This window comes from Sphingopyxis sp., from assembly GCF_035250425.1.
Taxonomy (GTDB): domain Bacteria; phylum Pseudomonadota; class Alphaproteobacteria; order Sphingomonadales; family Sphingomonadaceae; genus Sphingopyxis.
Genome location: NZ_DATFFD010000094.1, coordinates 1 through 12,977, shown reverse-complemented (window position 1 = coordinate 12,977; position 12,977 = coordinate 1). Strand labels below are relative to the sequence as shown.

Sequence of the window (12,977 nt, the reverse complement as noted above, 5' to 3'; positions counted from 1 at the left end):
CCCGTTCCGGGGAGGAACTAAAACGTCCGCAATCGGTCGAAACCCGCCATTATCATCACCCCGTCCCATAAAACCGCGCCAGCCGGTCGAGCGCCAGTCCCAGCACCAGCTTGCCCGATCGCGCCGGCCAGCCCAGCGCCTTCTCCGCCCCACCAATCCCCTCGCCCGCGCAAATGACACGCCAGCAGATATCCGCGAGTCCCGGCCCCGCAGCGTCGAGCGCTGCATGAAAGCGCCGGTGCGCATCGATCCGCGCGAGCGACGCGTCGGACGCGCGCGCGCCGCCGCGGCTCTTTCCCGGCGGTGCGGCGTCCCAGCGCATCGTGACCCGCGCCGACAGCCCCGCGCGCTCATAATCGCTGCGCAGCCTTTCGCCCGCGCCGAGCTGCGCCGACGTCAGCAATCCGCGCGACGCCAGCCAGGCGATCGGGCTTTCGGCCACATTGATCGTCACATGGCGCATCACCTGCGGCCCCGCCTTGCCCGGATCGATCCGGTCGTCGGGATGAAGATGGGTTTCGAGGCGGCGTGCGGTCATGCGATTCTCCTTGGCTTGCACGCCGGGCTTGACACTGGATTATTTTGTAGGAAAGAAGAAACCGATTTGGTTATTTGAAGGTTTTGCGATGATCAACAGCATCCGCACCGTCCGCCGCGCCAAAGGCCTGACGCTCGAGGAGGTCGGCCAGCGTTGCGACCCGCCGACGACCGCGCAAACGATCGGCCGCCTCGAAACGGGCACGCGCACGCTGTCACTCGGCTGGATGAACCGCATCGCCGCGGCGCTCGGCGTCGAGGCGGCCGAACTCGTCCAGCTGCCACAGGATACCCAGCTCACCATCACCGCGCTGCTCGGCGCCGAGGGTGCGCAGGCGCCGACACGCGTCGAACAGGCACTTACTGCGCGCCCGGGCGAGGATATGGTCGCGGTCCGCGTCACTTCGTCGATCGGCGATTACCGCGCCGGCGACGAGATCTGGTGCCGCCGCATCGAAGGCGACTGGGCAAGCGCGCTCAACCGCGATCTGCTTGTCCCCCGCCCCGCCGGCCGCTTCTTTTTCGCGCGCCTGCTCAACGTCGACGGCGAGAAGCTGCACCTGCTCCCGCTCGGCACCGGCCAGCGCCAGCAAGTGATCAGCAACCCGCCCTGGGCTGCGGTCGCCGTCCGCCTGCTCCGCACGCTTTAACCCATCCCGTTCGCCCTGAGCTTGTCGAAGGGCCGTCCTTTTCTTTTCCCAAGAGGAAGAACAGTGCTTCGACAAGGATCTTCTGAGCGCCTGCAAGGCAGTCGAAGGGCTCAGCACGAACGGAAGAGAGGTTGCGCATGACGGCGCCCTTGCGCGTCCTGTCGATCGCGACTTTGTTCCCCGACGCCGCACGACCCAACTTCGGCCTCTTCGTCGAGAAGAGCCTGCGCGCGCTCGCGGCGCAGCCTGGCATCGACCTCACGATCGTTGCGCCCGTCGGCCTGCCGCCTTTCCCGCTTTCGCTCCACAAACGCTATCGCGCACTGCGCAGCCTGCCGCGAAGCGAGGTCTGGAACGGGCTCACCGTCCACCGCCCGCGCTTCACATTGATCCCGCGCGTCGGCGCAAGATTCAATCCGGCAAAAGTCGCACGCGCCGTGCTGTCCGCCGTTCGCGGCCAGCCCTTCGACGTCGTCGACGCGCAATTCTTCTATCCCGATGGCCCCGCCGCGATGAACGTCGCGGCGACGCTAGGCCTGCCTTTTTCCGCCAAGGCGCGCGGCGCCGACATCAGCCATTTCGGCCACGACCCGGCGACGCGATCGCAGGTCATCGAAGCCGCCGCGCAGGCCGCCGGCCTACTCGCCGTCTCCGAAGCGATGCGCGGCGACATGGCCGAAATCGGCATCGATCCGGCGAAAATTGCCGTCCACTATACCGGCATCGACACCGCGCGCTTCCATCCCGGCGATCGTGCCGACGCGCGCGCAGCGCTCGGCATGGGCAGCACGCCCGCGATCCTCACCGTCGGCGCGCTCATCCCGCGCAAGGGTCAGGCGCTCGTCATCGAGGCGCTGCCCGCGCTGCCCGGCGTCCACTATTGGCTCGCGGGCGCGGGCGATGAGGAAGGCCGCTACCGCGCGCTCGCGCAAAAGCTTGGCGTCGCAACCCGCGTCCATTTCATGGGCTCGGTCGCCAACGCCGACCTCCCCCGGCTTTATCGCGCCGCAGATGCCGTCGTCATGCCGTCGGTCAGCGAAGGCCTCGCCAATGCGTGGGTCGAGGCGCTCGCCTGCGGCACGCCGATCGTGATCAGCGACGCGGGCGGCGCCGCCGAACTGGTTACCTCGCCGGATGCCGGGCGGATCGTCGAGCGCACACCAGGCGCGATTGCCGCCGCCGTGCGATCCATCCTCGCGGCCGCGCCCGCCGCGCCCGCCGTCGCGGCAAGCCTTGGCGGCCGCTTCGACTGGGACCGCAACGGCCGCGAACTCGCAGCGCACCTTCGTCGCTGCGCCGGTCGCTCGGCGCCGGTTATTAAATAGGGACAGTCCCTATTTAATTGACGTTCAGACGACCGCGCCGTCGTCCTTGCGCTCGACGCGTTCGCCGCCTTCGTGCCCCGCGACGGTGCGCGGCACAAAGCTGTGCGGACCGACCTTCAGCCACACCAGGATCGGCGTCGACATCAGGATCGACGAATAGGTGCCGACAAAGACGCCCAGCAGGATCGCGGCGGTGAAACCGAAGATCACGTCGGGACCAAAGATCAGCAGCACGCCCAGCGCGAGCAGCATCGCGACGCTGGTCATCACGGTGCGCGACAGCGTCTCGTTGATGCTGAGGTTGAGCAGCGGGACGATGTCCATCTTGCGGTATTTCTTCAGATTCTCGCGAATACGGTCATAGACGACGATCGTGTCGTTCAGCGAATAACCGACGATCGTCAGCAACGCCGCCACGCTGTTCAGGTCGAACTGGATCTGCGTCACCGCAAAGAAGCCGAAGGTCAGCGCGACCTCGTGAAACAGGCGGCCAAGCGCACCGACGCCGAACTGCCATTCGAACCGGATCCAGATATAGATCGAAATGCCGAGCATCGCGAGCGCGAGGCTGATCGCACCCGTGCGCAGCAACTCTTCGGACACCTTGCCCGACACGGTTTCGACCGAACCGGCCTTCGCGGTCGGAAAGGCTTTCTGGATTCCCGCCACCAGCTGCTGCCCCGCGCGTTCGGCTGCGGCCTTGTCGCCGTCGGGAAGCGCGGTGCGGATCGAGACAGACTTGTCCGAACCGAATTGCTGGATCGTCGCTTCGCCAAGGCCGATGTCGCCGACCTTTTCGCGGATTTCGTCGATGGGCGGCATCGCCTGGGTGAATTCGACGCGGACCGACTGGCCGCCGACAAAGTCGATGCCCAGGTTCAGCCCCTTCACTGCGACGAGCGCGATCGAGATGATGACCAGGATGATGCTCATCGCGGACGCAAGCTTGCGCCACCGCAGGAAGTCGATGTTCGTGTCGTCGGGGACGAGTTTCAGCAAGCGCATGATTTCGCTCCCTCCTTAAATATTAATGGACGTCGGGCGCTTGGTGCGCAGCCAATGGGCTACGAACATGCGCGTGACGGTCACGGCGGTGAAGACGCTGGTGACGATACCGATGGTCAGCACGACGGCAAAGCCCTTGATCGGGCCGGAGCCGAACCAGAACATCAGCGACGCCGCGATGACGTTGGTGACGTTCGCGTCGAAAATCGCGCGGCTCGCTTCGGAATAGCCGAGCTCGATCGCCTGATAGATCTTTCGCCCGCGTTTCAGTTCTTCGCGTATGCGCTCGTTGATCAGCACGTTCGCGTCGACCGCGGCACCGATGGTGAGCACGAAGCCCGCGATACCGGGTAGCGTCAACGTGGCGTTGAACCCCGCCATGATCGCGATGATCAGGAACACGTTGAAGATCAGCGCGATACAGGCGTAAACGCCGAACCGGCCGTAAACGACGATCATCAGCACCAGCACCGACACCGTGGCGATAATGCCCGCGATCGCACCCTTGCGGATCGAATCGGCGCCGAGTTCGGGGGTCACCGTGCGTTCCTCGACGACGGTCATCTTCACCGGCAGCGCGCCCGAACGCAGGGAAATCGCCAGCGCATTGGCGCTCGCGACGCTGAAGCTGCCCGAAATCTGGGCGCTGCCGCCCAGAATCGGCTCGTTGATCGACGGCGCCGACAGCACCTTGCCGTCGAGCACCATCGCGAAACGCTTGCCGACATTCTGCGCCGTTACCTTGGCGAAGGTGCTCGACCCGCCCGAATCGAAGCGGATCGAGACGACCGGCTGGTTGTTCTGCGGATCATAGCTTTGCTGGGCATTGATCAGCTGTTCGCCGCTGATCATCACCTGGCGGCGCAGCACCTCGAACGCCGCGCCATTACCCTCGCCCTCGGCATAGGGAACGATCTCGCTGCCCACGGGAACGCGCCCCGCGGCGGCTTCGGCGGGGTCGGCATTGGTGTCGACCATGCGGAATTCGAGGCGGGCGGTCTTGCCGATCAGCTCCTTGAGCGCGGCCGGATCCTGGAGGCCGGGAACCTGCACGACGACGCGGTCGGCGCCTTCACGGATGATCGTCGGCTCGCGCGTGCCCAGCGCGTTGACGCGCTTGTCGATGATGTCGCGCGCGGTGTCCATTGCATTCGCCACGGCCTGCGTCTGCCCGGCGCTCGTCGGCGTCATCTCGATCCGGGTCGAATTGACGACGGTGACCGTCCAGTCGCGCTGGCCCGTCAGCTGCGCACCGCGCGTCTCGTTGAACAGGCGCTCGCGCGCCTCGTCGAGCTTCGCAAGGTCGCGAACGAGGAAGCTGATCTTGCCGCCCGCGGTCGACAGCTCGCCGATCGCGATGTCATCGTCGGGGCCGCTCTCACCGCGCATCGCGGTGCGCACGGTCTTTTCCATATTCGCAAGCTGCGTCTTGCGGAGGTCGGCGATGTCGGCTTCGAGCAGCAAGTGGCTGCCCCCGGCAAGGTCGAGGCCCAGATTGACCTTCGCCTGCAGGAACGACGGCAGGCTGTCCCGCGTCTTTTCGGGAAGGAAGCTGGGAACGGAAAAGAGGATACCGAGCAGCAGGATGATGCTGATGCCGATGGTCTTCCAGCGCGGGAAATCGAGCATGGTCTAGAGCCTGATAAGATGAGGTTGGTGCATCGGGACGGAGTCAATTTTGGCCCAGTGCAAGGAACGAGGAGGGAGCCATGCCGAGGCATAGTGACCGACGAGAGACGCTGCAATGGGCCAAAATTGACCCGCCCCGGAGGGGTTGTCCTGGGACGTCCGCCGGACGGCGTCGCGTCGCTTGCAGGGGCCACCGGCCCCCGCTGCGCGCCGCTCCTTGCCGGCGGACGTCCCAGGACAATCGCGATGCATCAACCTCATCTCATCAGGCTCTTAGATCCGATAGCAAGAGCGGGACCGCGGCGGGCGCGGCCGCCGCCGCGTCAGTCGTTGGCGGGCTTGCCACCGGGCTGGAGAACGTCGGCGAGGGTCGACTTGACGACCTTGATCTTCACGCCCTGCGCGATTTCGACATCGACATAGTCATCGTCGACGCGCGTGATCTTGCCGACGATCCCGCCGCCGGTCACGACCTGGTCGCGCGGCTTCACCGCCGCGACCTTGGCGCGATGTTCCTTGGCGCGCACCTGCTGCGGGCGGATCAGGAAGAACCAGAACACCGCGAAGATCAGCAGATAGGGAACCAGCATCAGGAAACCGGCAGCCCCACCGCCCGATCCGGCCGCCTGGGTCAGAAACAATTGCGTCGACATGAGTGAAAAACTTTCCGTATAGACGTCGCCAACTCCCCTCCGGAACCAGCGCAAATATGGCGCGGCGCCTATCACGCAGGGAAGCCCCGCGCAACCGGTCGTGCGCCCCTCCCGCGCCCCAGGCCAGGAACTGGGCAAGCGCCGCCGAAATGGGGAGCAAGCGCGCCATATCAAGGCCGAAGCATCGATCGTCCGAAAAGCGGCCATCGCCGCCCTTCGACTTTCGCTCAGGAGAGCCTTGCATCCCCCGCCAACCCGCGCTAGGGGCCACGCCTGCCCCCACGGGGGCCGGTCGGGACGTAGCGCAGCCTGGTAGCGCATCACACTGGGGGTGTGGGGGTCGGAGGTTCGAATCCTCTCGTCCCGACCAATTTTTCCAAGAGTTTGCAATGGAATAGGCGAGCAGCGAAAGCTGCTCCTTTCTTTAGGCTCAGGATCATATCCGCATCATAGCGATGCCTCGCCCGGCCCCGCTGGCCAAGCCGCAGGGTCGCGCTTGATGGTCCCGCCGCAGAGCCTCTTTTAGGGCTGGCCCTCCTCGGCCGCCGGCGGCGGCTCCGCCCGCGCCTTTTGCCGCGCTGCCAGTTCGGCCTTGTCGATCACGCCGTCGCCGTTGGCGTCGATGTGCTTGATGAAGGCGTCGACCTTTTCCGGAGAGGCCATCGCCGGATCGCCTTGCCGCTGGGCGCGCATTTCGGCCATCTTGGTGATCTCGGCCTTGTCCAGCTTCCCGTCGCTATTGGCGTCGATCATCGCGAACATGCGGCCGCCATCCTGCGGCGGCTGGGCGGCAGCGATGCCTGGAACAGCCATGCCGATCGAAGCGGCGATCATCGTCAATTTCTTCATTCCATGTCCTTTGGTCATATCGGCAATAGCGCCAGGACGCCCCACCGCGGACATGGCAGCCTCTGTGTCGCAAAACTATGGCAGCGGCTTCGGCTCGTCACGGTTTCAGCACGACCTTGCCCACCACCTCGCGCCGCTCGATCATCGCAAAGCCTTCGCGCCAGTCGGAAAGGTCGAGCGACGCATGGACGTGCGGCCGGATTTTCCCCGCGGCGGCGAGGGCATCGATCGCCGCGACATTCTCCACCCCGCGTTCGGGAAAGCGCCGCCCATATTCGCCCGCGCGCACCCCGACGACCGAGAAACCCTTGATCAGCGGCATGTTCACCGGCACCTCGGGGATGCGCCCCGACGCGAAGCCGATGACAAGCAGGCGCCCGCCGAACGCGATGCAGCGCGTCGACTCGTCGAAGATGTCGCCGCCGACGGGATCGAAAATCACATCGGCGCCCTTCCCGCCGGTCAACGCTTTCACCTCGTCGCGAAACCCCGGCGCGGCGGAAATCACGGCATCGGGCGTGTAGAGCCGGGCGACCGCCTCGCGTTTTTCCGCGCTACTCGCCGCCGCAATCACGCGTGCGCCCAGCGCCTTCGCCAGATCGACCGTCGCCAGCCCGACGCCGCCCGCCGCGCCATGCACCAGCACCCACTCGCCCGCCTCGACCCGCGCGCAGCGGACCAGCGCGACATAGGCGGTCAGATAGGCGACCGGATAGGCGGCCGCCTCGTCCCAGCTCAGTCGTTCGGGCTTCCGGCGCAGATTTGCCGCCGGAACGACAGCATATTCGGCCATCGCGCCGAAGCGATTGCCGCCGATCACCGCGTCGCCCGGCGCCCAGCCGTCGACGCCCTCGCCCACCGAATCGACCTCGCCCGCGAATTCAAGCCCGGACACGAACGGCAGGTCGGGCTTCAACTGATAGCCGCCGCCGGTCATCAACAGGTCGGGGAAATTCACCGCCGCCGCGCGCACCCGCACCCGAACTTCGCCGGGTCCGGGCACAGCTATGGGCAAATCCGCAAGCGCCGCCCCCGCATGATCGGGCAGCAATTCGCGTACTTGCAAAGCCCGCATGGCGAAAATCCTTTCCTACAATATTCCAATATGGTTCGTTTTACCTGTTCAACAAACCACAGGAGCGAATCATGCCACGACCCGATCCATCGACGTGCGCCGCCGACGCGCTGATCGATGCCGTCATCGACCGCGAAGGTCGTTATGTAAACCACCCCGCCGACCGCGGCGGCCCGACCTGCTGGGGGATCACCGAGGCGGTCGCACGCGCGCAGGGCTATGCGGGCGCGATGCGCGATCTGCCGCGTGAGCAGGCCGCGTCGATCTATCGCCGCCTCTATTGGCTGCGTCCCGGCTTCGACACGGTCGCGCTGCGCGCGCCCAGGATCGCCGCCGAACTGTTCGACACCGGCGTCAACATGGGCACGGGAACCGCGGCGGGCTTCCTCCAGCGCGCGCTCAACGCGCTCAACCGCGCGGCGCGCGACTATCCCGATATTGCGGTCGACCGCGAGGTCGGGCCGCGCACGCTATCGGCGCTCGACGGCTTCCTGAACGCGCGCGGCAGCGGCGGCGAGACCGTCCTCCTCCGCGCGATGGAGGCGCTGCAGGGCGAACGTTACATCGCGCTCGCCGAACGCCGCCCGAGCCAGGAGGCTTTTCTCTATGGCTGGCTCGCGAACCGCATCGGCGACGGCTGATGCCCCATCGCACGCCATTGGGCTGAACTTCCCTGAACTTTGAACCTGTAGGAGCATTGCCATGAGCATTATCGAAGGCCTGATCGGCCCCATTGCCAAGCTGATCGACAAGATCATCCCCGACCCCGAAGCGCGCGACCGCGCCAAGCTCGAACTGCTCAAGATGGAGGGCAGCCAGGAAATGGAAGCGATCCGCACCCGAATGACCGCGATCGTCGCCGAGGCGAACAGCGCCGACCCGTGGACCAGCCGCGCGCGGCCGAGCTTCCTTTACGTCATGTACGCGCTGCTGCTCTGGGCGATCCCGATGGGCCTGATCGCCGCGGCGCGCCCCGAAATGGCGAAAAGCATCGCCGAGGGCATGAACGCCTATCTCGCGGGCATCCCCGAGTCGCTCTACGCGCTCTTCGGGACCGGTTATCTGGGATATACGGCCGCACGGGCGTGGGGGAAAGCGAAGGGCGTCGAAGGTTAGGGCTGCCCACCAATTCCGCTCGTGTCGAGCGAAGTCGAGACACCCATCGGGGTGGCGCCGTACTGACGGGCATCTCGACTTCGCTCGATGCGAGCGGAAACGGGGAGTTACTTAGCCGCTTCCACAACCCCCGCCAAATTCGCCAGCGACGAATTCAACCCCTCGACATGATCCTTCGCCGAAATCCCCGGCGGCACATGATGCGCGTCGATCGTCACCAAAGTCCCCCCACTCTGCCGCGACAGATACCAGTGCATCGCCATCGTCCCCGAAAAGCGCGGGTCGTCGGACTCGAATTCGACCTGCCACACCACCAGCCGCCCGTCGTCGAGTGTCGGAATATAAACTTCCACAACATCGCTATCATCGTCGCTCTTGGTCTCGGCATCGGCGTCATCGAAGGTCAGCCGCATCAAAAAGCCGCCGCCTGCGCGCAAGTCGACATGCTCGAACGTCCCCGTCGCCCCCTCGGGCGGCAACCATCGCGCGAGCTTCGCCGCGCTGGTGAAGGCCGAAAAGACATCGACCAGCGGCGCCGCGATCAGCCGTTCGGCATGATCGGTGCGCCGCGTTTTCTTGGTCGGTTTCAAGTGGGTCGGTTTCAGGCGAGCGCGGCTTTGACCGCAGCGACCGCGGCATCGGCCGCGCCGCCGTCGGGTCCGCCGCCCTGCGCCATGTCGGGCCGCCCGCCGCCGCCCTGCCCGCCAAGCGCCGCAACCGCGGCCTTGACCAGGTCGACGGCGCTCAGACTGCCGGTTTTGTCGTCGGTGACACCCACCGCGACCGAGGCGCGGCCGTCATTGACCGCAACCAGCATCGCAACCCCGCTACCGACCTGCTTCTTCAAACCATCGACCGTGCCGCGCAGATCCTTCGGATCGAGCCCGTCGACCACCTGCGCAAGGAACGCGGTATCGCCGACCTGCTCGACCGCCGGCCCCGCCGCCGCGCCGCCACCGCCGCCCCCAGAACCGCTAAGCGCGAGCGCCTTCTTCGCATCGGCCAGCTCGCGCTCGGCCTTCTTCAACGCCTCGGCGAGCTGCGCGACGCGCGCCGGCACATCGTCGGGCGAGGTCTTGAGCGCCGCCGCCGCGGCCTTCAGCGCTTCGTCGCGGCCGTTCAACCACACCCGCGCCGCATCGCCGGTCAGCGCCTCGATACGCCGAACGCCCGAGGACACCGCGCTCTCGTTGATGATCTTGAACAGGGCGATGTCGCCCAATGCCCGCACATGCGTGCCGCCGCAAAGCTCGACCGAATAGCTATGCTCGTCCGCCGCACCCATGCTGAGCACGCGCACTTCATCGCCATATTTCTCGCCGAACAGCGCGAGCGCGCCCGCCGCGACGGCATCGTCGGGGGTCATCAGCCGCGTCGTCACCGCTTCATTTCCGCGGATCTGCGCGTTCACGTCCGCCTCGACATCGGCGATCTCCTCGGCGCTCAGCGCTTTCGGGTGCGAGAAGTCGAAACGGAAGCGGTCCTCGGCAACGAGGCTGCCCTTTTGCGTCACATGCCCGCCGAGACGGTTGCGCAGCGCTGCATGCACAAGATGTGTCGCGCTGTGATTGGCGCGAATGCGGTCGCGCCGCGCGGCATCGACCGTCAGCTGGACCGTATCGCCGATTTTAAGGCTGCCGGCCTCCAGCTTCGTCTGATGCGCGTGCAGCCGCCCGAGCGGCTTGCCGGTGTCGCTGACCGACGCCTTCGCACCCTCCAGCGTCGCGATAGTGCCCGCATCGCCCATCTGGCCGCCGCTCTCGCCATAAAAAGGCGTCTGGTTGGTCAGCACGACCAGCTCGTCACCGGCCTTCGCCTCATCGACCGGCACGCCGTCCTTGACCAACGCTATGACCTGTCCCTCGCCCGCGGTCGCGCCATAGCCTGTGAATTCGGTGCTGCCATTGGCTTCGGCGAGGTCGAACCAGATTTCCTCCGACGCCTTCTGCCCGCTGCCCTTCCACGCCGCGCGCGCCGCCGCCTTCTGCTGCGCCATCGCGGCATCGAAGCCCTCACGATCGACCGCGATGTCCTGCGTGCGCAGCGCGTCCTCGGTCAAATCATAGGGGAAACCGAAGGTGTCGTAGAGCTTGAATGCCACATCGCCGGGCAGCGTCGCCCCCGCGCTCATCCCAACCGTCGCCTCGTCGAGCAGGCGAAGCCCCTTGTCGAGCGTCTGGCGGAACTTGGTTTCTTCGCGTTCCAGCGTCTCGGCGATCAGCGGCTGCGCGCGGATCAGCTCGGGATAGGCGGCGCCCATCTCGGCGGTCAGCGACGGTAACAGCCGGTACATGAGCGGATCCCTGGCACCCAGCAGATGCGCATGGCGCATCGCGCGGCGCATGATCCGGCGCAGCACATAGCCGCGGCCTTCGTTCGACGGCAGCACGCCGTCGGCGACGAGGAAGCTCGATGCGCGGAGGTGATCGGCGATCACCCGGTGGCCCGCTTGGCTTCCGCCCTCGGCCGGAACGCCGGTCAGGTCGACCGACGCCGCGATCAATGCCTTGAACGTGTCGGTGTCGTAATTGTCGTGGACGCCCTGCAACACCGCGGCGACACGCTCGAGCCCCATGCCGGTGTCGATGCTCGGGCGCGGCAGGTCGGCGCGGTCGCCGGGACCGCGCTGGTCATACTGCATGAACACGAGGTTCCAGATTTCGACGAAGCGGTCGCCGTCTTCCTCGGCCGATCCCGGCGGGCCGCCCCAGATATGGTCGCCATGGTCATAGAAGATTTCGCTGCACGGCCCGCACGGTCCGGTGTCCCCCATCGACCAGAAATTGTCGCTCGTCGCGATGCGGATGATCCGCTCTTCGGGCAGGCCGGCGATCTTCTTCCACAGGTCGAACGCCTCGTCGTCGGTGTGATAGACGGTGACGGTCAATTTCTCCGGCGCAAGCCCCCACGTCTTGGTGACCAATGTCCACGCATGGTGGATCGCCTGTTCCTTGAAATAGTCGCCGAAGGAGAAATTCCCCAGCATTTCAAAAAAGGTATGATGGCGCGCGGTGAAGCCGACATTGTCGAGATCATTATGCTTGCCGCCCGCGCGCACGCACTTCTGCGACGAGGCCGCGGTGTTGTACGGCCGCTTTTCCAGCCCGGTAAAGACATTCTTGAACGGCACCATGCCCGCGTTGACGAACATCAATGTCGGGTCGTTGTACGGCACCAGCGGCGCCGACGGTTCGATATGGTGGCCGGCCCCCGCGAAATAGTCGAGGAACGAGCGGCGAATGTCATTGGTCGATGTCATGCGCGCGAATTAGGGATTTTGCAGGCATGCGACAAGCCGGTTCGTGTCGATGACGATCATCGGCGCAATCGGTCAGAAGTTTGTCGCGATCCCCTTGCCCAGATAGCAGGGCAGCTCGCGCAGCACATCGGCCTTGGGCACCCCGTCTTCGATCAGGTTGGCGGGCACTTCGGAAGTGTCGGTCCGGACCACCGTCCAGCCGGCTTCGGACGTCGCGCGGTGGACGACGACATAGCCGCAATCCATCGTCTTGTCCGTGCGATCGCCGCGAAAATCGAACGCCGCGTACAGCCCGGCGGGCTGGCCCGCGGGGTCGAGATACCAGCTGAGGCGAAAGATGCGGATCGTCCCGTCGGCCCACAGCCCGGCCCGCTTGCGCTGGTTCATTTCCCACTCAAGCCGCGGGTTCGACGCCTGGAACGACAGGCGCAGCATCGCATAGGCGCTCGCATAATCGCGTTTCGCCAGCGCCATCGTATAGGCGGCGAACCGGTCGATCGCGCCTTCCTCATCGGTCGGGGCCGGCTTGAACGTCACGCCTTCGGGAGCGATTACCTCGCGCTCAACCTCGGGCGCGACCACCGGCGGCGCAGCAACCGCAGCCGGAGCGGGAAGAATCAGGACCGTAGCCACCAGCAGGCAGCGGCAACGCCCCCAGTAATCAATAGCCATAATAGGCGCCGCCCTTTTCGCGCGCACGCTGCCACGCAGGGCGGACGTGACACGCGTTCACGAACGCCGCGAGCTTCGGATAGCGCGGCGCCATGCCCTGCATGATCGCGATTTCGGCGGGAAAGCTCAGCATGATGTCGGCGGCCGACAGGCTGTCGCCGATGAAATGGCCATTCTCGCCGACGCGGCTTTCCATATAGGCGAAAT

Annotated in this window: 14 protein-coding genes and 1 tRNA gene; 5 read left to right on the top strand and 10 right to left on the bottom strand. The window is 65.8% G+C overall.

Annotation, left to right across the window (positions count from 1 at the left end; translation table 11 throughout):
• Positions 1-55: 55 nt before the first annotated feature.
• Positions 56-538 (bottom strand): DUF6456 domain-containing protein, encoded by a 483-nt coding sequence (locus tag VJ811_RS05540; protein ID WP_324071271.1) that lies wholly within the window; start codon positions 536-538, stop codon positions 56-58.
• Between the two features lie 88 nt (positions 539-626).
• Between VJ811_RS05540 and VJ811_RS05535 the strand changes: the two genes are divergently transcribed.
• Positions 627-1,187, top strand: coding sequence for a helix-turn-helix transcriptional regulator (locus VJ811_RS05535; RefSeq protein WP_324071270.1), 561 nt, complete (start codon positions 627-629; stop codon positions 1,185-1,187).
• A gap of 137 nt (positions 1,188-1,324) precedes the next feature.
• Positions 1,325-2,512, top strand: coding sequence for a glycosyltransferase (locus VJ811_RS05530; RefSeq protein WP_324071269.1), 1,188 nt, complete (start codon positions 1,325-1,327; stop codon positions 2,510-2,512).
• A 24-nt stretch (positions 2,513-2,536) separates the two neighbouring features.
• Here the strand turns inward: VJ811_RS05530 and secF are convergent, their stop codons facing one another.
• From secF to yajC, 3 genes are all read right to left on the bottom strand, one after another.
• Positions 2,537-3,517: a protein translocase subunit SecF gene (gene secF, locus VJ811_RS05525; RefSeq protein WP_324071268.1), complete on the bottom strand. Its 981-nt coding sequence runs from the start codon at positions 3,515-3,517 to the stop codon at positions 2,537-2,539.
• Positions 3,518-3,532: 15 nt separating this feature from the next.
• Positions 3,533-5,146: a protein translocase subunit SecD gene (secD, locus tag VJ811_RS05520; RefSeq protein WP_324071267.1), complete on the bottom strand. Its 1,614-nt coding sequence runs from the start codon at positions 5,144-5,146 to the stop codon at positions 3,533-3,535.
• A 323-nt stretch (positions 5,147-5,469) separates the two neighbouring features.
• Entirely contained in the window at positions 5,470-5,799 is a 330-nt protein-coding gene (yajC, locus tag VJ811_RS05515) for a preprotein translocase subunit YajC (protein WP_324071266.1), read from the bottom strand.
• A 293-nt stretch (positions 5,800-6,092) separates the two neighbouring features.
• Here yajC and VJ811_RS05510 point away from each other — a divergent pair.
• Positions 6,093-6,169: transfer RNA gene (locus tag VJ811_RS05510), tRNA-Pro, on the top strand.
• Positions 6,170-6,321: 152 nt separating this feature from the next.
• Here the strand turns inward: VJ811_RS05510 and VJ811_RS05505 are convergent.
• Positions 6,322-6,648 carry an EF-hand domain-containing protein gene (locus VJ811_RS05505; RefSeq protein ID WP_324071265.1) on the bottom strand — a complete coding sequence of 109 codons (327 nt, stop codon included), beginning with the start codon at positions 6,646-6,648 and terminating at the stop codon, positions 6,322-6,324.
• Between the two features lie 97 nt (positions 6,649-6,745).
• A complete protein-coding gene (locus tag VJ811_RS05500; RefSeq protein WP_324071264.1) occupies positions 6,746-7,723 on the bottom strand; it encodes an NADPH:quinone oxidoreductase family protein in 978 nt (325 codons plus the stop codon).
• Positions 7,724-7,794: 71 nt separating this feature from the next.
• On the opposite strand from VJ811_RS05500, the gene VJ811_RS05495 reads away from it, so the two are divergent.
• Complete coding sequence (locus VJ811_RS05495) at positions 7,795-8,364, top strand: glycoside hydrolase family 108 protein (protein ID WP_324071263.1); 570 nt, start codon at positions 7,795-7,797, stop codon at positions 8,362-8,364.
• Positions 8,365-8,425: 61 nt separating this feature from the next.
• A complete protein-coding gene (locus VJ811_RS05490) occupies positions 8,426-8,839 on the top strand; it encodes a holin family protein (protein ID WP_324071262.1) in 414 nt (137 codons plus the stop codon).
• 107 nt (positions 8,840-8,946) lie between these two features.
• Here VJ811_RS05490 and VJ811_RS05485 read toward each other — a convergent pair whose 3' ends face one another.
• The 4 genes from VJ811_RS05485 to VJ811_RS05470 all read right to left on the bottom strand — a co-directional run.
• The gene (locus VJ811_RS05485) at positions 8,947-9,429 is read right to left on the bottom strand and encodes an SRPBCC family protein (RefSeq protein WP_324071261.1); all 483 of its coding nucleotides are present in this window, start codon (positions 9,427-9,429) and stop codon (positions 8,947-8,949) included.
• 11 nt (positions 9,430-9,440) lie between these two features.
• Positions 9,441-12,098, bottom strand: coding sequence for an alanine--tRNA ligase (gene alaS / locus VJ811_RS05480; RefSeq protein ID WP_324071260.1), 2,658 nt, complete (start codon positions 12,096-12,098; stop codon positions 9,441-9,443).
• Between the two features lie 72 nt (positions 12,099-12,170).
• Positions 12,171-12,731, bottom strand: a complete 561-nt coding sequence (locus VJ811_RS05475) for a hypothetical protein (RefSeq protein WP_324071259.1) — start codon at positions 12,729-12,731, stop codon at positions 12,171-12,173.
• 28 nt (positions 12,732-12,759) lie between these two features.
• Positions 12,760-12,977: glutathione binding-like protein (locus VJ811_RS05470; protein ID WP_324071258.1), on the bottom strand; the 218-nt coding region annotated here is incomplete at its 5' end.